Genomic DNA, 23,800 nt, shown 5'->3' with positions numbered 1-23,800 from the left:
ACCATATTTAGCGTAAAGGAAGGATGAAAATAATGAAAAAAATGACATATGCGGAAGCCATTCGAGATGGTATGAGAGTGGAAATGCAAAAGAATCCGGACGTGTACATTGCTGGTGAAGATGTAGGGAAATTTGGCGGATGTTTTGGTGTTACCACTGGATTATATGATGAATTTCCAGGCCGGGTACTGGATACGCCGATTAGTGAAACGGCAATTGTAGGTCATGCTGTTGGTGCAGCGGCAGCTGGATTGCGCCCTATCGTTGAGATTATGTTTGTAGACTTTATGGGTGTATGTATGGATGAATTATTTAATCAGGCTGCAAAAATGCGCTATATGTTTGGTGGTAAAGCCAAAGTTCCTATGGTGGTACGCACCCCTTGCGGTGGTGGTATGACTGCTTCTGCTCAGCACTCCCAATGCATAGAAGCATGGTTTACCCATATACCAGGGATTAAAACCGTTATGCCTTCTACTCCAGCTGAAGCAAAAGGATTAATGGCAGCAGCTATTCGCGATGATAATCCAGTCATGTTTATTGAACATAAGCAGTTGTATTCCATAAGCGGTGATGTGCCTGAAGGAGAATATGTTATTCCCTTGGGCAAAGCGAAAATAAAAAGAGAAGGAACCGATGTGACTATTGTCGCTTGGTCATGGATGGTTCACAAGGCATTAGCAGCGGCGAAAGTGTTGGAAAAAGAGGGAATTAGTGTAGAGGTGATTGATTTACGCACGTTGGTTCCTTTGGATAAAGAATGTATTTTACAGTCTATTACTAAGACAAACAGGCTCGTCGTGGTGAATGAAGCCGTTCGTACCAGTGGATTTGCAGGAGAAATTGCAGCTATTATAGCGGAAGAAGGTTTTGATTTACTAGATGCCCCTATTGTGCGAGTAACGGCGCCGGACATTCCTGTTCCTTTTAATGCGAAACTGGAGGCTGTTTATTTGCCAAATGAAGTAAAAATTATTGCCGCAGTAAAGAGCTTATTTTAAAAGTAATCAATTTTGGTGAGTGACTGAATACCAAATTATTTTTTAATGAAACTTTTAAGGATAAAGGAGTGCAAACACATGGCAGTAGAAATTACTATGCCTAAAATGGGCCTGTCAATGGTAACAGGGACGATTGTGAAGTGGTTGAAGCAAGAAGGTGATGCAGTAAGTAAGGGCGACATCGTGCTTGAGGTAATGACAGATAAGCTTACCAATACCATTGATGCTCCTGCTGATGGTGTATTATTGAAAATCGTTGCTCAAGAGGAGGAAGAACTTCCTATCGGTGCTTTGCTTGGTATCATTGGTATGCAAGGTGAGGCCGTTCAAGCAAATGCAAAAGCTGGGACAATAGCTACATCTCCTCCAGAGATATCGATTACTGAGGCAAGAAATTTAGGTACCACAAATGAAGTTACCGGAAATAGAGTAAAAGCTTCCCCTTTAGCACGCAAGTTAGCCAAAGAAAACAATATAGACTTTACTCAGATCGTGGGTACGGGTCCATCTGGGCGTATTATTAGGGATGATTTAATTAAATTCATTGCTGACGGTGGCGCTTCAAAACAGGTAAGGCTAGAGCAGAAGATTGAAGTACCTGAACCTGATACTATGCTGGAGCAAGATTCATTCACTCTAACTCCGTATGCAGGCATGAGAAAAGCTGTCGGTGATAATATGTCCCACAGCTGGTCCGTTGCACCGAAAGTAAACTATCATGTTAGCGCGGATCTATCAGCCTTGTTAGCTTTACGTAAAACAATTAATGAAGAGGCAGAAGCCAAGATCACCATAACAGATATGCTGGTAAAAATCGTTGCCGTGGCATTGAAAAGATCTCCTCATATTAATAGTGCATTGGTTGATAAAAATATTAGAACTTATAAAGATGTTCATATTGGCGTGGCTGTTGCCATTAACCAAGGATTGGTCGTACCAGTCGTGAAGAATGCAGATATAAAAACCATCTCGCAAGTTAGTCGGGAAATTAAAGAATTATCCCTAAGGGCAAGAGACAATAAGCTGAGTATGAATGAAATGCGGGGCGGAACCTTTACGGTTACAAATATTGGTACGTATCAATCGGTAGATTGGTTTACGCCCATTATCAATCAGCCAGAAGCAGCAATTCTCGGAGTGGGAAGAACGGTAGATACACCTGTAGTAGAAAATGGAGAAATTGTGATTAGACCAATGATTGGACTTTCCTTATCCTTCGATCACCGTATCATTGATGGAGCACCTGCTGCCGAATTTTTAGGTTTATTGCTAAAGCTAATTAAAAAGCCCTACCAAGCTTTGATTTAGTCATTCAACCAATTGAGGGAGGATGCAGGATGATGGTACGCAAAGGGTACTGTGTAGAACTTCAAGTTTGTAATTATGATGAAATCTTTGATTTACAAATGACCCTAAATAGGGCGAGGCAACAAGGAGTCATTCCGGATATATTACTTCTTCTTGAACATCAACCTTGCTTTACCATAGGAAGAAATAAAGATAGTTTAAATCACCTTTTAGTAGATCAAGAGGTATTAGATGAACATCATATTAAAATATTTGAGTCCAATCGGGGTGGCGATATTACCTATCATGGCCCAGGACAAATAATCTGTTATCCTATCATTGCTTTAACAGGAGCCAATAAAGATGTTCATGCTTTTTCTAGGAAAATGGAAGAGCTACTCATTAGGACGCTAATTTATTTTGATATTCTGGCAGTGCGAAAACAGGAATATCCAGGTGTATGGGTAGAGGACCGTAAGATTGGGGCGCTTGGGATTGCCATCCGGAAATGGGTTACCATGCATGGCGTTTCATTAAATGTTTGCCCCAACCTTATGCACTTTTCCTTTATCGTACCTTGCGGTATTACCTCTTTAGGAGTAACCTCTATGGCTCAGATCTTGGACACGGTAGATAGTAAAGCAGTACGCAGTCAATTGCGCAAAGAATTTGAAGAATTATTTGAGATCGAAACAGAGCTAGTGAGTGTAGATAGAATAAAGGAGATGGTCTGTGGCTATGCAGAGACCAGCGTGGTTAGTTGTACCAGCACCCAATCAAGATGATCTTGCCCAGATACAGTCTATGCTGAATGCGGGCAATTTACATACGGTATGTGAAAGTGCAAATTGCCCGAATATAGGAGAATGTTTTTCGCAAAAGACGTGCACTTTTATGATTTTGGGGAATCTATGCACTCGTAATTGTCGATTTTGTGCCGTGGAGCATGGGCAATTGCCCTTGCCCGTGGATATAGAGGAGCCTAAGGCAGTGGCTTTGACAGCTAGACAATTGGGCCTTAACTATGTAGTCGTAACGTCTGTGACTCGTGATGATTTGCCCGATGGTGGTGCAGAACATTTTGTTACCACCATTCAGGAAATTCGCCAGGTATTGCCGGAAGCTAGAATTGAGGTTCTGATTCCTGATCTTTTGGGACATCAAGAATCTATCCAACTGATTATTGATGCAAAGCCAGATGTGATTAGTCATAATATAGAAACAGTTCCTCGTTTATATAAAACGGTACGACCTGAAGCTATTTATGACCGATCTTTGCAATTATTACAAAGGGTTAGTACCAATCATAAAAATATTGCCAAAGCTGGTATCATGCTTGGCTTAGGAGAACGGCATGAGGAAGTACTGCAAACCATGCTTGATATTAAGGCAGTAGGTTGCCAGATCCTGACCATTGGACAGTATCTTCGCCCTTCTGCCGGGCATCATCCTATCATGGAATATATCCACCCGGCTACGTTTCAAATGTGGGAAGATAAGGCATATGAGATTGGTTTTAATCAAGTTGTTTCGGGTCCAATGGTTCGTAGCTCCTATCATGCTGAGCAATTATTTTTTAAGACTTTTCACAGTTCATAAAGAAATAAGACTGGGAGGTTAGTTTTATGATTCTACAAGCTGCATTTTTATTCATAGCCCCAGAGGCTGATCCTACCCAAAATCGTGCTATCGTGGAAACTCCTGCAGTCCATTTAACAGTTGTAGGAGTCAAAAGCTATGATGAAGCTGAAAAGGTGGCAAAAGAACTGGTGGAACAAGGAATCACATCTCTTGAATTGTGCGGCGGTTTTGGTAGTATAGGAACGGCCGCAGTAAGTAAGGCTGTCCAACACAAGGCAAGTGTAGGGGTAGTTCGTTTTGATATTCATCCCGGTCTTAATTTTAAAAGCGGTGACGATTTTTTTAACTAATGGTAAGTTTAAAAAAATGCAAACGGAGAGAAAAAATGAAAAAAAGAATAATTATTGTTGGCGGTGGTCCTGGGGGCTATGTGGCAGCTATTCGTGCAGCGCAACTTGGAGCTGAAGTGCATATCATAGAAAAAGAAACATTGGGGGGGACATGCTTAAATGTGGGTTGTATTCCCACCAAAGCTCTTCTTCATACTGCTAAGCTATATCACGCTGTGCAGGAAGAATCACACAAAGGATTGCATGTAGATAATATTTCCTTGGATTGGCCAGCTCTTATGGCTAATAAGGTTACCATTGTAAAACGCTTGGTTCAGGGCGTAAAGGGATTGTTGAAAGCCCATGGCGTTCAAATTCATAATGGGCGGGCAATATTGCAAGATGCCCATAAGATTCAAGTCGAAGGGGATAAGAGTGTGACCCTTGAAGCTGACATTATTATATTAGCTTCAGGTTCTGTTCCAAGCAAAATACCTGTACCAGGTGCAACCTGTAATGGTGTAATTGATAGCACGGCAGCCTTAAGTTTACCCAAAGTACCAAAGTCCTTGGTCATTATTGGCGGGGGTGTCATTGGCATGGAATTTGCTTCGTTATATAGTTCTTTTGGTACGAAAGTCACAATCGTAGAGATGCTACCCCAAATATTACCTATGATGGATAGTCAAATTGCCAAAAGGATACGGGAAAAGTTAACGGAGTACAAAGTGGATTTTATGATGGAAGCAGGGCTAAAAGAAATTCTACCGACTTCTGAAGGCTTAAGTGCAGTCGTACAAACTGCTCATAAAAGCCATGAAGTGGCAGGGGAATATATTTTAATGGCTACAGGGCGAAAAGCTAATACTAATAATATGGGTCTGGAAAAAGTGGGAATCCAAACAGAGCGTGGAAAAATCGTTGTTAATGAATATTTTGCGACGAATATACCCCATATTTATGCAATCGGCGACTGCAATGCTCAGATGATGCTGGCACATGCAGCATCTGCCCAAGGTATTGCAGCTGTTGAATATGCATTAGGCCATCGTCCCTTCTACAACCCCAAGATAATTCCTTCTTGTATTTATACCATTCCAGAAGCAGCTGGTGTGGGACTTACGGAAAAAGAAGCTTCGGCACAAGGAATTGCCTATAAAATAGGTCTATTTCCATTAATGGCAAATGGAAAGTCTTTAATTGAAGGTTGTGAATCCGGTTTGATAAAACTGATTGCAGACAAAAAAAGTGGAGAAATTTTGGGTGGACATATCTTTGGACCAAGAGCCACTGATTTGATTGCAGAAGTAGCCTTGGCAATGAATTTGGAGGCAACTGTTGATGAACTCATTACAACCATCCATGCCCATCCGACTATGAGTGAGGGGATTGCTGAGGCGGCCCTTGCAGTTAGTGGCAATGCAATACATTGGCCTCCAGGAGTAAAGATCATATAATTGAAGATATTGTATAGTCTTATTCATTAATAATTATAAAAAGCAGGATTTATGGTCATGATATGGAAAGTATAAGGCAGTATATTTTAAAAAATAAAGGATGAGGTGATTGTGAATGAACAATGATTCCATCATTATGGCCATTTTACAGGAACAACGAGTTGAAACCGCTATTCAGGTGCAAAATGTACTCACTAAGTATGGCTGTCATATTCGAGTAAGACTGGGATTACATGATGCGGCTATCGATTCTTGCTCACCCAGTGGTCTTATTTTGTTGCAGCTTTGTTGTGAGAAGAGTATTTTGCAAGAACTTGAGCAGGATCTTGTTGCTATTCAAAGCGTTAAAGTGAAGTATATGACGTTAGATTTTTAAAAATGTAAAAATTATAAAATATAGCAAGAAAAAGTATGTATAATGAAGATGCCTTTATATCAAAAAAGGCATCTTTCTTCTACGTAAAAAAGATTTGTGAATCCTAAGTAAAAAATGCTTTGAGTAAACATAAAGAAGAGGATAATGTTATAATAATAAAGGTATTGAGAAAAATGAAGGAGGCTATTCGTTTGAAACAGCTTATTTTGGGTGCCCAGTATATCCATACAGGGAGCAATTCTCTAGACGTTTTAAAGGAAATTCCTGCTACCCGAGTTTTTATTGCTACTGGTGGTTCATCTATGTTCAGAAATGGTACAATTGAAAAAATTCAAGAAAATCTTGCTGCCACCAAGAGCGAAATTTTTATTTATTCTGGAATTGCAAGCAATCCTGATGTAGAGACTGTATTGGATGGTTTAGCAAAAATGCGGGAGTTTACTCCAGATTTAGTTGTAGCTGTAGGTGGTGGCTCAGCCCTTGATGCAACGAAGATTATGACACTGCTATATGAATATCCAGAAATCACATTTGATACCATTCAGGATATTGAGTTGCCAACAAAACGACGTGGTGTAACGCTCGTGGCAATTCCTTCTACTTCTGGAACAGGAAGTGAGGTCACGAAATCGGCTGTTGTTACCTTTAAAGAACAAGATTTAAAAATTGGCTTAAAAACAAATTATTTTATTCCTGATATTGCCATACTTGATCCGCTAATTACTATGTCAATGCCCTCAAAATTTGTAGCAGAAACGGGTATGGATGCTATGACTCATGCTGTGGAATGCTATCTTAATAAAAATGCAGATGAATTTACTACAGCGTTAGCAGTGGGAGCGATTGAAGGGATTTTTGAATATTTACCTGTCTCTTATAGGGACAATACAGTGGAAAGCCGCGAGAAAGTACATTCTTATCAATGCTTAGCAGGTATTGCCTTTGCTAATTCTGGTCTTGGTATGGTGCATGGTATTGCTCATGCCTTAGGTGGTAAATATAATATGGGTCATGGATTACTTAATGCGATTGTGTTACCTTATGCATTGCAGTTTGATGTAGAACATGATCAGAGAATGCTGACGCGACTGAATGATCTAGCTCGTAAAGTCGGTAAAGTCGATTTCATTTCTTCAATTGTTGAGTTGAAAAAATTATTAAATATACCCGTTAGTCTACAGGAAGCAGGGATTACAGCAGAACAATTTGAGAGGGATTTTGAACAATTGGTTGACAATTCCTTAAAAGGACCCACTGTAGGAAATCCTGTACCAATTAGTCGAGAAGAAATGGCAGTTTTATTGCGTCAAATCTTTGCAGGAATTTTAGTTAAAGACTAAAATAATAATTGAGATTTACCATAATTCGATCATGTAAGTCCTTATTTATTAGTATAATCATACACTCTTAGAAGGTTATTTTTACATTTTTCATGATTTTAGTAGCCTTTTTCGAGTAAAAGTATCATAATAGTACATATTATTAAATTTAATAATTACAAATTACCAACAACTTATGATTATCGGAGGTGAAAGTATGAGTCTTATCATAAAAGTAAAACAGTGTAAGGGCTGTAGTGTTTGTGTTGACTTCTGTCCAAAAAAAGTCTTAGCTCTCGATGAAGTTGGCAAAATAACAGTGGTTAATGAATCTGCATGTATAAAATGTGGACAGTGTGAAATGCGTTGTCCTGATTATGCTATATTTGTGGAAAAATAAAGGAGTGAAGTTTACGTGTCAAGAGTTCTACTCATGCAAGGTAATCAAGCTTGCGCCGAAGGTGCTATTGCGGCAGGCGTGAAATTCTTTGGTGGTTATCCAATCACCCCATCTACAGAAATTGCTGAATTTATGGCAAAACGCTTACCACAAATCGGTGGTAAATTCATTCAGATGGAAGACGAAATTGCAGGGATTGGCGCGATTATTGGTGCATCCCTAACTGGTAAAAAAGTAATGACAGCTACAAGTGGTCCTGGTTTTTCTTTGAAACAAGAACTACTAGGTTATGCTGTGATTACTGAAATTCCATTAGTATTAGCAACTGTTCAACGTGTAGGTCCAAGTACTGGGCAACCAACTTCACCTTCTCAAGGTGATGTCATGCAAGCTCGTTGGGGAACTCATGGTGACCATCCGATTATTGCCTTAACGCCAGCGAGTGTTCCAGAATGTTTCTCTCTCACCATCAAAGCTTATGAGCTGTCAGAAAAATATCGTATGCCAGTTATTTTGTTGATGGATGAAATTATCGGGCATATGCGTGAACGTATCGAATTACCTGATTCTTATGATGAAATTGTTCAGCCACAGCGCAAGCTGCCTACAGTTCCTAAGGAAGAGTATAAACCTTATAAGGCAGATGAAGATGGTGTTCCGCCGATGGCTACTTTTGGTACCGGATATCATTGGCATGTAACTGGTCTTGTTCATGATGAAACTGGTTTTCCTAATGGATCTTCAAATACAACACAAACATTAATGGATCGTTTAAATGCTAAAATTACAGATCATTTGGATGATATTATGATGTATGAAGAATATCGCCTAGAAGATGCTGATATTGCAGTAGTCGCTTATGGCGGAACTGCTCGTACAGCGTATGCTGCGATTGATATGGCTCGCGCCCAAGGCATCAAGGTTGGTATGTTCCGTCCAATTACTATTTGGCCTTTTGCTGATGAACAAATTGCCAAACTTGCTACAAAAGTCAAGCACATCATTGTTGCTGAGATGAACTGTGGTCAATTAGTAGGCGAAGTGAAAAGAGTGGTAGAAGGCAAGGTTCCCGTACAGCTTCTCGCTAAATATAACAATGATGCCATCACACCAGATGAAATGCTAGAGGCTATTATCAATGTGGAGGTCACAGAACCATGCAAAAACTAATTGAAAAATATTATCGTTCGACTAAATTACCTCATATCTGGTGTCCAGGTTGTGGTCATGGTGTTGTTACGATGTCAATCGTAAAAGCCATTGATAAATTACAACTTGATCATGATAAAACTGTTATTGTTTCTGGTATTGGTTGCTCTTCACGAGCTTCTGGTTACCTGAATTTTGATACTGTTCATTCTGCTCATGGCCGTGCACTGCCTGTTGCTACAGGTATTAAGCTTGCTGATCCAGAGCTCAACGTCATTGTTATTACTGGTGATGGTGATGCAACTGCTATCGGAGGTAATCATTTTATCCATGCTGCTAGACGAAATATCAATTTAACAATGATTTTATATAATAACAATATTTATGGAATGACTGGCGGTCAGTATTCTCCTCTTACACCAGTAGACCATAAAGCATCTACTGCGCCTTTTGGTACAATGGAACGCAATTTTGATATCACCGAACTTGCAAAAGGTGCTGGAGCAACTTTCGTCGCTCGTTCCACTGCTTTCCATACTCAACTCTTAACAGATGTCATTGCAAAAGGCATTGCACATAAAGGTTTTTCACTCGTTGAAGCCATGACTCAATGTCCGACTTCCTATGGACGTCAAAATAAAATGGGTCGTGCATCAGATATGCTTAAATCTCAAAGAGATCATGCAGTAACAGTAGAAGCTGCTGCACGCTTAACTCCTGAACAAAAAGCTGGAAAATTCCTGATTGGTGTACTTCATCAAGAAGAGGCACCGGAGTATACAGAGCAATATGATACAATCATTGCCAAAGCCCAGAAAGGAGGCAAATAATATGTTTGAAATGCGTCTTTCCGGATCTGGCGGACAGGGACTTATTTTAGGTGGTATTATCTTGGCTGAAGCAGCTCTTTTAGATGGTAAATTGGCTATTCAGTCTCAATCCTATGGTCCAGAGGCTAGAGGTGGTTCCAGTAAATCCGAAGTCCTAATTTCCGAAAATGTCATTCATTTTCCTAAAGTCACAAAGCCAAACCTAGTATTGGCCATGACTCAGGAAGCGTTGGTTAAATACTCAGGAGATTTGGCAACGGATAAAATACTGATCATCGATACTACTTTTGTAAAGGATGTACCTGAAAAATTTACGAATGTACATCATTTCCCAATTACAGAAATTGCTCAAAAAGAGCTAGGAAAAGCATTGTTTGCTAATATCGTAGCCCTTGGTGCAATTGTTGCTTTAACAAAAGTTGTTAGTGTTGAAGCGATTACAAAAGCCGTTCTTGCTCGTGTACCAGCTGGAACAGAAGAGGTTAATAAACGTGCTCTTGAGGCTGGAATGTCATTGATCACAAAATAAAGGGGAGATGACACGTGGAGAAGGTTGTTTCGTTAACCACTAGAGAGCCTTTTGTAAAACGCTATGGACTTATTGGTGCTTTACTTGTTCTTTTGGCGATTATCGCGATTCCAACCCCTGAAGGACTACCGATCGCTGGTCATCGGATGTTAGGTATTCTGGTGTTTTCCGTCATCGTTTGGATGACGGAAGCAATCTCCTACCCTGTGAGTGCTGCTGTAATTATGACATTGATTGCTTTTCTCCTTGGGATTTCGCCAGATGTAGCTAAGCCTACAGAACTTCTTGGAACATCGAAAGCTTTAACCATTGCTCTTGGTGGATTTAGTAATACGGCATTAGCATTAGTCGGTGGAGCTTTATTTTTAGCAGCGGCTATGACTCATACTGGACTTGATAAACGAATTGCTCTTGTTGTATTATCTAAAGTCGGTGCCCGTACAAATCGGGTTCTTGCAGGAGTTATTTTGGTGGGCTTTATCTTAAGCTTTTTTGTTCCAAGTACTACGGCGCGGGTATCTTGTATGGTACCGATCGTAATGGGAATTATCGCTGCTTTCGGCGTTCAAAAGAAAAGTCGTTTTGCAGCGATTATGATGATTGCGACTGCCCAGGCTGATAGCATATGGAATGTCGGTATCAAAACAGCTGCCGCACAAAATATGATCGCCCTTGGTTTTATTGAAAAGATGTTAGGTAAAACGATTACATGGATGGATTGGTTTATTGCGGCGGCTCCTTATGCTGTCATCATGTCCATTGTTTTATATTATTTGTTGCTAAAATTAATGCCACCTGAGGTCGATGAAATAGCTGGAGGAAAAGAGGCGATTGCTAAAGCGATGGCCGACCTTGGTCCCATGCGTTCTGACGAAAAGAAATTATTGTCGATTTCTCTTGTGCTCCTTTTCTTTTGGGCTACAGAAAAAATTGTTCATCCATTTGATACGTCTTCCACAACCATTGCTGCAATTTCCTTACTATTGCTACCAGGTATCGGAGTTATGACTTGGAAGGATGCACAAGCGAAAATTCCTTGGGGTACTCTGATCTTATTTGGTGTTGGAATTAGTTTAGGATCGGCTATTTTATCAACTAAAGCAGCAGTATGGTTATCTAAAATTATTGTTACTACATTCGGACTCCAAACTTTGCCAGCTCTGACCATTCTTGCAATCTTGTCGGCCTTCCTCATTGTTATTCACTTAGGATTTGCAAGTGCAACTGCATTGGCTGCCGCTATGATTCCTATTCTCATTAGTATTCTTCAAGGGGTACAAACTGAGGGAATTAACGTGATTGGAATGACTATGGTACTTCAATATGTGGTCAGTTTTGGTTTTATTCTTCCAGTGAATGCACCACAAAATATGATTGCGTATGGGACAGAGACTTTTGAAGTACGAGATTTTATCAAAACGGGTATTCCCTTGACAATTATCGGTTATCTTGCGATTTTGTTCCTTGGAGCTACCTATTGGAAGTGGCTTGGTATTGTATAAGAATAAGAGAAGCAGGACCAGTACGGCCCTGTTTCTCTTATTTTAATTTTTGCCTAAAGACAATCCCTCAAGTATAATCATTATATACAGATAATCTCTAAGGAGGATGGCACATGTCATTGGTAGCAACAAGGTATACAGTCCCTTTTACTCCACTAATGGAGCGTATTGAGAAAGAAGCACCTGAGCTGTCTTCTGCCTTAGTGACCTTGCAGGTCGTGATAGGAAAGGATGAGTTTGAAAAGTACATTAATTCCCTCCTTTCTGTACGAAAGGTAAATGATCAAGTATTGATGATTACAAAAAAAGAAATGTATCGGTCGATTATTATGAGTCGTTTTTTGCCTGCCATCAAAGAAAGTTTTGCAGTAAATTTTGTTCGAGTTGTAAGTCAATAAGATGTAGAAGTGTTATTTGCAATTAGGGGGATTTTATAAGTGGAAAATAAGGTAGAATGGTTGACGAAGCATTTATCAGTTATTTATGAACAAAATCCATATGTAAAGTTATTGGATATGAGCATTGTAAAATTAGATGCAGGGTATACTGAACTGAGTATGCCAATCATTGAGAATAAACATACGAATTTGTATCAGATTGCCCATGGTGGTGCATTAGCTTCATTAGCTGATACAATTATGGGGGTGGCATGTGCGACACTTGGCAAAAAAGTAGTCACCTTAGAAATGAATATCAATTTTATTAAAGCGGCAGCACCTCAAGCTGCCATTATCGGAATTGGTAACGTCATACATAATGGGAAAAATACAATGGTTGCCGAGGGGAAAATTATAGATGGGGAAAATAACTTGCTCGCGACAAGTCGAGGGACTTTTTTTGTCATGGGAGAATTTGAAGAAATGAAGGATAAGGATGATGAAAACGTGGCTTGCCCTAAGAGTTAACGTTCTTATGAAGACCAAGAGCAGAATATATTTTCCGATACTGAAAAAAAATTGTTCCCATGCAGGAATTTTGAAGTTTACTGCGAATAATAAATATACATCAGTGGTACGATGACCGTGTTACCGTATGATTTTTTTAATAAGGGGGAATCGTGCTGAAATTTCAAGCCGTAAAGCAAACCAAAACCTATGCTGAGATTGTAGAGCAGATTAGTAAACTCATTGAACAAGGGGAATTAAAGCCAGGCGAGAGACTTCCTTCAGAGCGAAGTTTATCCTCAGCTCTCAATATAGGCCGTCAATCCTTACGGGAAGCACTAAGTGTTTTAGAAGCCATTGGGCTGTTAGAAGTCAGGCATGGTATAGGGACTTTTGTAAAACAAGATGCCATTTCTCATTTAACAACCATTCCGAAAAATAATGAGGATTTAATTAATCCTTTTGAATTATTAGAAGCTCGAAGAGTCATTGAAGTTGAATTGGTCAGTCTTGCAGCCAAAAGAGCGACAGAACTACAAATACAAGACATGGAAAAAGCTCTAGAAGCGTTAAAAGAAAATGAAATAGAAGGACGGCATGCATTTGATCTAGATCGAAATGTACATTTAGCATTTGCACGCGGGGCCAATAATCAAATTTTATATCGGACAATGCTTGAAATTACCGAGCAAATGAGTCAGCAGTTATGGATCATCATGAAAGAACGAAGTTTAGAAGTGATTGGTCGTGGTGAAAAATATCACAGAGAACATGAGACAATTTTTAATGCGATTAAGAGTCGCGATCATAAAATGGCGACTCATGAGATGCTTACACATCTTAAAAATATCGAGCGTGCTTTTTTACAAAAAGAATAAATCAAAGAAAATAGGTTATTGTTAAAAAATACAAACCTATTTTTTTAACACAAGTGGTACGATCACCGCAACACTGGAACACTAATAAATGTAAGGATATTAAAAGTAGAAAAAAGGGGATAACAATGAATAAAAATGAAATACACGTTATTTATGGTAGTGATTCCCGTAAAATGACTTATGAGATACTCGAGAAAATTGAATTGATCAAAGAACTGAATGTGGATATGCAGATTGGCATAAAACCAAATCTTGTAGTCGCTAAACCAGCAAAAGAAGGAGCTACAACCTCTCCTTCCATCGTCGAAGGTGTCATTCAGTATTTGCAAAATCATGGGTGTAAGAATATTAGTATTATGGAAGGATCTTGGGTTGGAGATAATACCAAACGCGCTTTTAAAGTGTGCGGTTACGAAGAGATTGCCAAGAAGTATAATGTACCTCTTTATGATTTGAAAGAGGATACTTCTATCGTCAAAAAAGTGAGAGATCTTGATTTACATGTTTGTAAGAAACCACTGCAGGTAGACTTTTTAATCAATATTCCAGTACTAAAAGCTCATTGCCAAACTTTAATGACCTGTGCATTAAAGAACTTAAAAGGTTGTATTCCTGATAAGGAAAAAAGAAGATTTCATGCCTTAGGCCTTACGAAACCAATTGGCTATTTAGCAAAGGCAATTCCTATGGGACTTATTATTGTTGATGGAATGGCCGGTGATCTTACTTTTGAAGAAGGTGGTAATCCAGTGCAGATGGATCGAGTCATCGTGGGAAAAGATCCTGTATTGATGGATACCTATGCCGCATCTTTATTAGGCTATACGAAAGAGGATATTGAATATATTGGCGTTGCCGAGAACATGGGAGTCGGCTCTAGTAATTTGGCTATGGCCAAGATTCAAGAATATGATGCACAGCTCAAAAAAAGTAGTGATTTTAAACCTTCCAATAAGGTACGTTATCTGACTAAAAAAGTCATTGCGCAAAGTGCCTGTTCAGCTTGTTATGGTAGTTTGGTTCATGCCTTACAACGGTTAGATGAACGAGATCTGTTGCAAAAGATTAAGAAACCTATTTATATTGGACAAGATTTTCAAGGAAAAGAACTCCAAGGAATTGGTATTGGCCGTTGTACAAGTAAATGTATGCAATCTGTACCAGGGTGTCCACCGACAGCAGCTGATATTATAAAAGAATTGGAGCGTAACTAATGTAATGTTAGAGCACTCTATGATCTTGTTCTGATCAATTGAAAGGATCAGGATAAGATCATAGTAAAACTCAACTATAATTTTTTGATCTTAGTGGTACGATCACCTAGACAGTTGGTTAGCAAATGTTAAAAATAGATGCTATATGACAAATAAAATGCTAGAAAAAAGTTTTAGAATATGCGTGGGGAGTGATAGTATGACAGTGAAAAAAATCGCAATTTTAACTAGCGGTGGGGATGCACCAGGCATGAATGCTGCGATAAGAGGGGTATTGGGGAAAGGACTGTATCATGGATTTGAGATGCTAGGAGTTCAAAATGGTTTTGAAGGATTAATCAATGGAGAATTTATTGAGATGTCGTCTAACGATCTCATTGGAGTCATTAATCAAGGCGGAACAATACTTAAGACTGCCCGAAGTGAAGGGTTTAAGACGGTAGAAGGGCTTTCAATGGCCGTCGCGCAAATCAAAAAACATGGTATTGATATGGTGGTTGTCGTCGGTGGTGATGGGTCCTTGCAGGGAGCTAAGAAACTGGCAAGCGTCGGTATTGGCACAGCCCTTATACCAGCAAGTATTGATAATGATATACCTGGTACTGAATACTGTATAGGCTTTGATACTGCTTTAAATACAATACTCGAGGCCGTCCGAAAGATACAAGATACCATTGCATCTCATAGTAAGGTGGCGATTGTTGAAGTGATGGGCCGCAATTCTGGGCATTTAGCATTAATGTCCGGCATGGCTTCTGGTGCGGAAGCCATTTTAGTGCCTGAAATACCAACGGATATGGAATTAATTTGCCAAAGTTTAGTAGAACGTTCTCAGCAAGGAAAACTATATAGCATTATTATCGTCGCTGAAGGCGTTGGAAAAGGACCTGATATTGCTGAAGAAATTGCTATCCGCACAAAACTTGCCGTTCATGTCACTGTATTAGGCTACATTCAGCGGGGAGGTTGTCCATCAGCCACAGATAATATTATGGGAAGCAAAATGGGAGCCTTGGCAATTGATACTATTTTGAGTGGTCATATTAATTTTCTAGTTGCCTTACGTAAGGGCAATTTGCTCACAGTACCTTATGAAGTGGAAGATGGTTTTGAATCAGGAATTGAAGTTCGTGACTATGATTTATCAATGATTTTGGGAATGGGATAGAAATATTACATGAGTTCTATACGCTAACATGTTGCTGCGTGTATCTCTTCCGAAGAGCGATTTTGATTCGTTTGGTAGGAGGTTACAAAATATAAGTATTATTTAGCATATAAATTGAGAGGGGTTGAGGTTTTTGTATAATCAAAGTTTAGAAGAACTTAAGGAAATCTGTAAAGAAGTGCGAGCCGATATCGTGAGAATGACTGCAGCTGCTGGTTCAGGTCATCCAGGGGGAAGTTTATCTGCTGTGGAATTAATGGCTGCTTTGTACTTTAATGTCATGAATCATCGGCCCCAAGAATTAGCATGGCCAGAACGTGATCGTTTCATTTTATCAAAAGGTCATGTTTGCCCAGTGCTCTATTCAGTAATGGCTAGAAGTGGATATTTTCCTGTTGAGGAATTACTAACCTTGCGTAAGTTTGGTTCTCGGTTGCAAGGTCATCCTAGTAGTAAGATGCTTCCAGGGCTTGAAGTTTCCAGCGGTTCGTTAGGACAAGGATTATCTGTTTCTAATGGCCTAGCATTATCTGCTAAGCTGAATAAGCAAGACTTTCGAATTTATTGTCTTATGGGAGATGGTGAATTACAGGAAGGACAGATATGGGAAGCAATCATGACGGCTGCACATTACAAATTAGATAATGTATGTGCTCTAGTTGATTATAATAATTTACAAATTGATGGTACTGTAGAATCTGTTATGGGCATTGCGCCTTTAGTTGAAAAGTGGCAATCTTTTAATTGGCATACCATCGAAATTGATGGACATGATCTTTCTCAGGTCCTTGCGGCATATGAAGAAGCAAAGCAAATGAAAGGCAAACCAAGTGTAATCATCGCTCATACTGTCAAAGGCAAAGGCTGCTCTTTTATGGAAAATGTAGCAGGGTGGCATGGAAAATCTTGCAATAAAGAAGAGCTTCAAACAGCACTAGCTGATATTTATGGAAAGGGGAATTAACAATGAGCGTTAAAATGTTACCAAATAGAGATGGCTATGGTCATGGACTTGTTGAACTCGGAGCAACAAACTCTGAAGTTGTTGTATTAGATGCTGATTTGGCAAAATCAACACGATCGGATTGGTTTGCTGATAAATTCCCTGAAAGGTTTTTTGATCTTGGAATTTCCGAGCAAGATATGCTTGGTACTGCTGCAGGCCTGTCTTTAGGGGGGAAAGTACCTTTTGCCACTACTTATGGTGTCTTTGTCACAGGTAGAGCATGGGATCAAATTAGGACTACGATTTGCTATTCTGATCTTAATGTAAAGATTGCTGGTGCTCATGGTGGTATTTCTGTTGGTCCTGATGGTGCTACTCATCAAGCTTTGGAAGATATTGCTCTTATGAGAGTATTGCCTCATATGCAAGTGATTGTTCCGTGTGATGCTGTTGAGGCCAAGAAAGCGACCATTGCAGCTGCTGGCGTAAAGGGACCTTGCTATTTGCGTTTTGCTAGAGAAGCAACTCCTGTCTTTACTGAAGAAAAAGATTCTTTTGAAATCGGTAAGGCTAATGTGCTGAAAGATGGCACAGATGTAACGATTATTGCTTGTGGTCCAATTGTTTATGAAGCTCTTTTAGCTCATGAACAGTTAGCAATTTTGGGTATTTCAGCTAGGGTGATCAATATGCATACGATAAAGCCCTTAGATGAAGCTGCTATACTACAAGCTGCTCAAGAAACTCAAGCAATTGTCACTGCAGAAGAACATCAAGTTGCTGGAGGATTGGGCAGTGCTGTCGCTGAAGTGTTGGTAAGAAATAAGCCTGTACCCGTTGAAATGGTCGGTATTCAAGATACCTTTGGTGAGAGTGGTACACCTGAAGAGTTGGTCGTTAAGTATAATCTTGTTGCCAAAGATATTGTATTGGCAGCCCAAAGAGCCCTAGCAAGAAAATAAATAAAACTTTTTCGAGTAGAACCTCTTATCATTTGATGAGAGGTTCTACTTGTGAAAAGGAATAATTATAGTACAAAAAATAAATATTCAGAATAATGTTGACATACTAGAACAATATGTTAAAATGAACAATGTGATATCTGATATATCAATGAGAATTTAAAACTGTTGCAAGGTATGTAATCGACGTGATCATTTACCCATTGTAAGTAAATAAAAGGAGGTCAATTTGTGACATTCATAAGTGACCAGTAACGTCCAATATAATTGTTAAAAAGTGAGTGGATAAAATTTATGTTACAGACAGTAAAACGAAACTTTAGTCAAACCCTAAAAACTAAATTAATCATGTTTTTTATTTTATTTGCCTTTTTCCCAGTTTGCATTTTGGGAATCATTAGCACTTATATGACAATAAACTCTACCAAAGAGACAACAGGGCAAAATAATTTATCCATGTCGAAAAATGTAGCAGAGCAAATTAATTTATTTATTGGGAATTCTCAAGGTTTAATCAAAACTGTAGCAGGCTCTCCGACAGTTAAATCCCTAGATCCTATAGCAATTAATAAATTTTTGGAAGAAACAGCGAAACATAATCCTCAGTTCGAAGCAATTGGAGTGATTACGCCCAATGGAATGCAATTGGCGAGATATCCAATGGCAAAGTTGGCTTTTCGCGGCGATCGAGAATACTTTCAAACTGCGATGAAAGGACAGTCTTATATTTCTGAAGGTAAAATTTCTCAAGCATCAAAACTTCCTGTCGTTTGGCTTTCTGTTCCAATCAAAGATGAGAGTGGTAAAGTGATTGGAATTGTAAATGCAGATTTAAGTATGAAGTCCTTTGTGCAGATTTCTAAGCAAACTAAGATTGGCAATAATGGATATATTGATATCGTTGATCAGAAAGGGACTGTTCTAGCAACCCCAAATGAAAATAGGATTTTGGAAAGTGAAAATTTTCTGAAATATGAGTATGTTGAGAAGGTTATAGCAGGACAAGGAGGATATATGCAAGGGGCCTCTAGTAATGGCGAAAATTCCATTACTTCTTTTGCACCTGTCCTCAATTATCACTGGGGTGTATTGATTCATCAACCGATGAAAGAAATTTATGATACAGCGAAGATGACGATTTGGATCGTCATTGGAGGGGGATGTCTTGCAGTAATTCTTGCAGGATTAACAGCTTTTTGGATTACGAATGGAATCACTGGACCAATAGGAAGGCTGAGAGATGAAGCACTCATGATGGCAGAAGGTGATCTACGAAAAAGAGAAATTAATATTCCTTCTAAGAATGAAATTGGCCAACTGGCAGAAACATTTAAATCCATGTCTACTAAACTGCAAAACTTGGTCACTAAAGTACAGTCACGAGCTGAAATCGTTGCAAAATCGAGTGAAGAATTAACGGCAAGTGCTCAACAATCAGCAAGCACTGCTATTCAAGTAACTGAATCCATTAGTCAGATGACTAATGGGTCTGACCGGCAGGTGGAGGCATTACATGATATGTCGATCATTGTAGGAGCTATGTCAACAAGTATCAAACAAATTGCAGACACGAGTAAGCAGATCGAGGATATCGCGAGAGGAACATCTCACTCTTCTGAAGAGGGACGCAAAACCATTCATAAAACAATGGAACAGATGAAGATCATTGGTGAAGGATCTCAGACTGTGCAAAGAACAATTGGTGAGCTTGACAAAGGATCTCAAGAGATCGGTGAAATTGTCACCTTGATTTCTTCCATTGCAGGACAAACTAATCTGTTGGCTTTAAATGCTGCTATTGAGGCTGCCCGGGCAGGAGAAGCAGGAAGAGGATTTGCTGTAGTAGCTGAGGAAGTCCGAAAATTAGCAGAAGAATCTAACCAAGCTGCCCAGAAAATTGCTGCTCTTATTCAAAAAAATGAAGTTGACATGACAAAAGTTATTGCAGCGACTAAGGCTAGTAGTGAGGGTGTAACGGTTGGCATTCATGTAGTGGAAGTGGCAGGCGATACATTCCAAGGCATTGCAGATGCAGTAAGTTGCTTAGTCGACCAAATTCATAACATTACGCAATCTATCGACCAAATTGCAATGGGGAGTCAAAATCTTGTTTCATCTGTGGCGAAAATTGATCAAGTCAGCAAGGAGAATGCTTTGAAAGGGCAAAGTGTCTTGGCTGCCACAGAGGAACAGTCAGCATCCATGCAAGAGATCGCTTCTTCTAGTCAAGAGTTGGCTCAAGCTTCATCAGAACTTCAATCAGCGGTCGAAAATTTCAAGGTGTAGATAAACTAGTCTTTATTAGATTGTTTAATTAATAATAAATATTCAGAATAATATTGACAGAACAAAATATTGTGATAAAATAAAAAACAAGGATATCTGATATATCAGATATCAAAAACGGTATTTTATTATGATACTTTAAAGGCGTGGGAGGACCAAGTCGGTTGATTGGAATCATCAATATGAATAATGAGGAGGATTATGTATGTCACAACCCGCAGAAATCATTGACAAAACGACAATATCTCTAGGGAAAAAAACTAATTATCGTTGGGTGGTCATGGCACTGATTTTTGTTATTTGGGCCATTGCCTGTGCTGATCGAGCTAATTTGGGGATTGCATTACCTTTTATGAAGAAAGAATATCATATTACAAATACTGAAGCAGGAGCTATTATTAGTCTATTTTCTTTTGCTTACGGTGTAGTTCAAATTCCCATGGGACTTATTTACAAACGATTGAGCAACAAAATGACTGGACGATTATTTCCGATATTTATGCTCTTTACGTCTCTATTTACTGGTTTGATGGGGACGACTTCATCCGTATTTTTACTGAAATTTTTTCGTATCGGTTTAGGTGTTTCTGAAGGTCCTTTGGGTATTGGTTGTACCAATATCATTAATCGTTGGTTTCCTGCGAAGGAAAAAGGGACAGCGACAGGACTTTGGATTGCAGCATCTAAATTGGGTCCATTGATTGTACCTCCACTATGTGTTGTGATTATTGAATTGTGGGGATGGCGGGAAATATTCTACGTTTTTGCTATTCCAGGAATATTCTTTTCAATCCTTTGGATGTTTTTAGTGACTAATTCCCCAGAAGATAATAAGTTTTGTTCAGGGGCTGAATGCCATTATATTCGTAATGAAGAAGGACCTATATTAGGAGAAGAGAAGGAGGTAACAGTCCGTAAATCCTATAATTTAGGTTGGCTTGATAAATTCAATCGTACGAAGAAAGTTGTACAACTGGAAACCATTCGCCAAGTGTTTTTTTCATGGAATGTTTTGGGGGTTGCCATTGGTTATGGTTGCATGATTGGCATCAGTAATATATTTATGTCATGGATACCTACTTACTTAATGACTGTAAAAGGATTTGCATCTATAAAAATGGGTTTCTTGGCATCAGCACCCTTTATGGGGTCTGTCCTCGGGAATTTGCTTGGAGGTTATATCTCAGATAAAATTCTCGATAAACGGCGTAAACCCATGATGATGCTTGGTGCTTTTGGTACAATCATGATGATGGTTGCTCTGATTTATGCACCTAATAATGCCGTGTATTTAGGTTTTACTCTGCTGATGGCTGGTTTAATGGTCGGTATCGGCTTTGCAGGATATTCTGTTTATCCTATGGGGCTAGCGAGTAAAGCGACCTATCCCGTTGCTTTTGGTATTGTAAATAGTGTTGGGCAAATCGGTGGTGCATGCGCTCCCTTATTTGTCGGAATGTTACTCGATGCTTATAGCTGGAATAGTGTATTTTTCTATATGGCCGGCAGTGGATTATTATGCTTAGGGGCTCTTGCCACGGTAGATGAACCTAGAGTAGATCAAGAGAAAGTTGCTTAATTGGCTATTGGATTAATTTATGTGCGGAGGCAAAATGGATGTTTAGAAAATGCATAAAAGTCATGATTCTTATGTTCTTATTCATCAGTATGATCATTCCAGTAAGTGCTCAAGAAGTGATGAAGAGTCAACAAGGAAAAAACTTGAACATACAAACACCAAAATTTGCTTATGTTGGTTCTTATACAGCTAAAGAACGAGATGGACATGGTAAAGGAATTGAAGTCTATCGTATTGATTCAACGTCCGGTGAGTGGAAAAGTATTCAATCAGTAGACGGCTTTAATCCAGCATTTTTAGCACTGGATCATGAAGGACATTTTCTCTATGCAGCTCATGGAGATGGTACTGTTGTTAGCGCCTTTGCCATTGACCAAGAAAGTGGTCAATTAACATTATTAAATCAACAAGCAACCGGTGGTAAGAATTCAGTTCATTTAACTGTTGATCCAAGTGGACGATTTCTCCTTGTTGCGAATAATACCTCTGGCAATATAACCGTTCTTCCTATCAATATCGATGGATCTCTTGCAGATTTCAGTGATTTGGTAGATTTACCTGGTAAGATGGGACCCAATCGAGCAGAACAGGCTAGTTCTCATCCACATCAAGTTTCCTTCGATCCCTCAGGTCATTTTGTTTTAGTATCTGATGTAGGTTTAGATAAGATCTTTGTATATAGCCTAGATCAAATTAGAGGAAAATTGATTGCGAATGATCCTCCTTCAATGGCAACACGTTCGGGTGCAGGACCACGTCATTTCGCTTTCCATCCAACTAAATCTTATCAATATGTTATTAATGGGTTAGACTCTACGATTACAACGTATCAATTTGATGATAAGGGTGGTAAGTTACAGCCCATTCAAGTGATGCCAACGTTATCAACAGCATTTGTCGGAAACAGTGCTGCTTCCGAAATCATGATTGCACCATCAGGAAAATTTCTCTATGGAGCCAATCGAGGACCTAGTAATATTGGAGTTTTTTCCATAGATCAGGTGACAGGTACTCTGACTCCTATTGAGTGGGTATCGACCCAAGGCAAAGGACCACGGTTTTTTGCACTCGATCCATTGGGGCAAAATCTTTATGCGGCTAACCAAAATAGTGATAACATTGTAATCTTTCGTATAAATTCATTGAAAGGTACATTAATACCAACGGGTCAAGTCATTAAGACTGGATCGCCAACATGTATTGTTTTTCGATAAAATACGGTATTGCAAAGCTTTTTTATCATTAATCAAAAGAAAGATAGTTCTATGAGAGCAAATTCCGTATATAAAAGTTCTTAATTTGATCTATTGGAATTTTATGATAAAATAGATCGGTGATATATAAAATATCAATAGGTTCGTAGGAAGGATGACTTATATATGGAATTTGCGATGGATATTAATTCTAAGACTCGATCAGTCCGAGATGTTGTATATGAAAAACTAAAAGAAGCAATTTTAATGGGAACCTACAAACCAGGATTTCATTTGAATGAAAGGCAGCTTGCAGGAGAATTTATGATCAGTACCACTCCTTTGAAAGAGGCATTACGGCGTCTCGAACAAGAGGGACTGGTTGTAACTCGCCCGAGAGTCGGTTCTTTTGTTTCAAATGATGTGATGGCTTCGATTGAAGAAATCAATTCCATACGCTCAGCCATAGAAGGCGTAGCTGCTCGATTAGCAGCGATTAAAATTGCTGAAGATGAGATTCTTCAATTAGGGCAAGTATTAAAAGAAATGGAGCATTATCGGCGAGAACGAAATTCCGAAAAAGCTTTGGAAGTAAATTTAAATTTTCATAAATTAATTACAATTTTTGCAAAAAATAATTATGTATCAAAGCAAATCGAAGCGATACGTTCCTTTGACTTAGCTCCTAGAAATAAAACCTTATCAAATTTTGATGAATTAGATCGAGCATATAAAGAACATGAGCTTATTTATAAAATGATCAGTAAGCGAGATCCTGATGGCGCAGAAAATGCAGTTCGGGCACACATTCATCGAAGTACTCAGTTTGTATTTAAAGGCAGTAAATCGTAATTTTTCTAGTAAAAGAACTAAATATTGCGAATCATGTTGACATAGAAAAAGATTGTGATAAAATTAATTATATCACAA

The 23,800-nt window shown here is 39.0% G+C and carries 24 protein-coding genes; all 24 read left to right on the top strand.

The window, feature by feature from the left end; translation table 11 throughout:
* The first annotated feature begins 32 nt into the window (after positions 1-32).
* Entirely contained in the window at positions 33-1,001 is a 969-nt protein-coding gene (locus tag ACAN52_RS02350; protein WP_378951618.1) for an alpha-ketoacid dehydrogenase subunit beta, read from the top strand.
* A 78-nt stretch (positions 1,002-1,079) separates the two neighbouring features.
* A complete protein-coding gene (locus tag ACAN52_RS02345) occupies positions 1,080-2,309 on the top strand; it encodes a dihydrolipoamide acetyltransferase family protein (protein WP_378951615.1) in 1,230 nt (409 codons plus the stop codon).
* A gap of 29 nt (positions 2,310-2,338) precedes the next feature.
* Positions 2,339-3,073 carry a lipoyl(octanoyl) transferase LipB gene (lipB, locus tag ACAN52_RS02340; protein WP_378951612.1) on the top strand — a complete coding sequence of 245 codons (735 nt, stop codon included), beginning with the start codon at positions 2,339-2,341 and terminating at the stop codon, positions 3,071-3,073.
* Positions 3,027-3,887: a lipoyl synthase gene (lipA, locus tag ACAN52_RS02335; protein ID WP_378951824.1), complete on the top strand. Its 861-nt coding sequence runs from the start codon at positions 3,027-3,029 to the stop codon at positions 3,885-3,887. The genes lipB and lipA overlap by 47 nt, the downstream gene beginning before the upstream one ends.
* A 26-nt stretch (positions 3,888-3,913) precedes the next feature.
* The gene (locus ACAN52_RS02330) at positions 3,914-4,219 is read left to right on the top strand and encodes a DUF6506 family protein (RefSeq protein ID WP_378951609.1); all 306 of its coding nucleotides are present in this window, start codon (positions 3,914-3,916) and stop codon (positions 4,217-4,219) included.
* Between the two features lie 35 nt (positions 4,220-4,254).
* A complete protein-coding gene (gene lpdA / locus ACAN52_RS02325) occupies positions 4,255-5,655 on the top strand; it encodes a dihydrolipoyl dehydrogenase (protein WP_378951606.1) in 1,401 nt (466 codons plus the stop codon).
* Positions 5,656-5,770: 115 nt separating this feature from the next.
* Positions 5,771-6,031 carry a hypothetical protein gene (locus ACAN52_RS02320; RefSeq protein ID WP_378951603.1) on the top strand — a complete coding sequence of 87 codons (261 nt, stop codon included), beginning with the start codon at positions 5,771-5,773 and terminating at the stop codon, positions 6,029-6,031.
* A gap of 191 nt (positions 6,032-6,222) precedes the next feature.
* Positions 6,223-7,371 (top strand): iron-containing alcohol dehydrogenase, encoded by a 1,149-nt coding sequence (locus tag ACAN52_RS02315; RefSeq protein ID WP_378951600.1) that lies wholly within the window; start codon positions 6,223-6,225, stop codon positions 7,369-7,371.
* Between the two features lie 196 nt (positions 7,372-7,567).
* Positions 7,568-7,750 carry a 4Fe-4S binding protein gene (locus ACAN52_RS02310; protein ID WP_378951597.1) on the top strand — a complete coding sequence of 61 codons (183 nt, stop codon included), beginning with the start codon at positions 7,568-7,570 and terminating at the stop codon, positions 7,748-7,750.
* A 15-nt stretch (positions 7,751-7,765) separates the two neighbouring features.
* The gene (locus ACAN52_RS02305; protein ID WP_378951594.1) at positions 7,766-8,920 is read left to right on the top strand and encodes a 2-oxoacid:acceptor oxidoreductase subunit alpha; all 1,155 of its coding nucleotides are present in this window, start codon (positions 7,766-7,768) and stop codon (positions 8,918-8,920) included.
* Entirely contained in the window at positions 8,908-9,729 is an 822-nt protein-coding gene (locus ACAN52_RS02300) for a 2-oxoacid:ferredoxin oxidoreductase subunit beta (protein ID WP_378951591.1), read from the top strand. The genes ACAN52_RS02305 and ACAN52_RS02300 overlap by 13 nt, the downstream gene beginning before the upstream one ends.
* 1 nt (position 9,730) lies before the next feature.
* Complete coding sequence (locus ACAN52_RS02295) at positions 9,731-10,258, top strand: 2-oxoacid:acceptor oxidoreductase family protein (RefSeq protein WP_378951588.1); 528 nt, start codon at positions 9,731-9,733, stop codon at positions 10,256-10,258.
* Between the two features lie 14 nt (positions 10,259-10,272).
* Positions 10,273-11,760, top strand: a complete 1,488-nt coding sequence (locus tag ACAN52_RS02290) for a DASS family sodium-coupled anion symporter (protein ID WP_378951585.1) — start codon at positions 10,273-10,275, stop codon at positions 11,758-11,760.
* A gap of 113 nt (positions 11,761-11,873) precedes the next feature.
* A complete protein-coding gene (locus ACAN52_RS02285; protein WP_378951582.1) occupies positions 11,874-12,158 on the top strand; it encodes a hypothetical protein in 285 nt (94 codons plus the stop codon).
* A 39-nt stretch (positions 12,159-12,197) separates the two neighbouring features.
* A complete protein-coding gene (locus ACAN52_RS02280; RefSeq protein ID WP_378951579.1) occupies positions 12,198-12,665 on the top strand; it encodes a PaaI family thioesterase in 468 nt (155 codons plus the stop codon).
* A 152-nt stretch (positions 12,666-12,817) separates the two neighbouring features.
* Positions 12,818-13,522: a FadR/GntR family transcriptional regulator gene (locus ACAN52_RS02275; protein WP_378951576.1), complete on the top strand. Its 705-nt coding sequence runs from the start codon at positions 12,818-12,820 to the stop codon at positions 13,520-13,522.
* A gap of 125 nt (positions 13,523-13,647) precedes the next feature.
* Complete coding sequence (locus ACAN52_RS02270) at positions 13,648-14,736, top strand: DUF362 domain-containing protein (RefSeq protein ID WP_378951573.1); 1,089 nt, start codon at positions 13,648-13,650, stop codon at positions 14,734-14,736.
* 199 nt (positions 14,737-14,935) lie between these two features.
* Positions 14,936-15,904 (top strand): ATP-dependent 6-phosphofructokinase, encoded by a 969-nt coding sequence (locus ACAN52_RS02265; RefSeq protein ID WP_378951570.1) that lies wholly within the window; start codon positions 14,936-14,938, stop codon positions 15,902-15,904.
* 133 nt (positions 15,905-16,037) lie between these two features.
* Positions 16,038-16,868: a transketolase gene (locus ACAN52_RS02260; protein ID WP_378951567.1), complete on the top strand. Its 831-nt coding sequence runs from the start codon at positions 16,038-16,040 to the stop codon at positions 16,866-16,868.
* A gap of 2 nt (positions 16,869-16,870) precedes the next feature.
* Positions 16,871-17,812: a transketolase family protein gene (locus ACAN52_RS02255; RefSeq protein ID WP_378951564.1), complete on the top strand. Its 942-nt coding sequence runs from the start codon at positions 16,871-16,873 to the stop codon at positions 17,810-17,812.
* A gap of 294 nt (positions 17,813-18,106) precedes the next feature.
* A complete protein-coding gene (locus ACAN52_RS02250; protein WP_378951561.1) occupies positions 18,107-20,098 on the top strand; it encodes a methyl-accepting chemotaxis protein in 1,992 nt (663 codons plus the stop codon).
* 205 nt (positions 20,099-20,303) lie between these two features.
* Positions 20,304-21,677 carry an MFS transporter gene (locus ACAN52_RS02245; protein WP_378951558.1) on the top strand — a complete coding sequence of 458 codons (1,374 nt, stop codon included), beginning with the start codon at positions 20,304-20,306 and terminating at the stop codon, positions 21,675-21,677.
* A 38-nt stretch (positions 21,678-21,715) separates the two neighbouring features.
* On the top strand, positions 21,716-22,891 hold the full coding sequence (locus ACAN52_RS02240) for a lactonase family protein (RefSeq protein ID WP_378951555.1): 1,176 nt from the start codon (positions 21,716-21,718) through the stop codon (positions 22,889-22,891).
* A 165-nt stretch (positions 22,892-23,056) separates the two neighbouring features.
* Positions 23,057-23,722 carry a GntR family transcriptional regulator gene (locus ACAN52_RS02235; protein ID WP_378951552.1) on the top strand — a complete coding sequence of 222 codons (666 nt, stop codon included), beginning with the start codon at positions 23,057-23,059 and terminating at the stop codon, positions 23,720-23,722.
* Positions 23,723-23,800 lie beyond the last annotated feature (78 nt).

It is taken from the genome of Pelosinus sp. sgz500959 (assembly GCF_042610375.1).
Lineage (GTDB): Bacteria > Bacillota > Negativicutes > DSM-13327 > DSM-13327 > CTSoil-075.
This window is presented reverse-complemented; position numbering and strand designations above follow the sequence as displayed.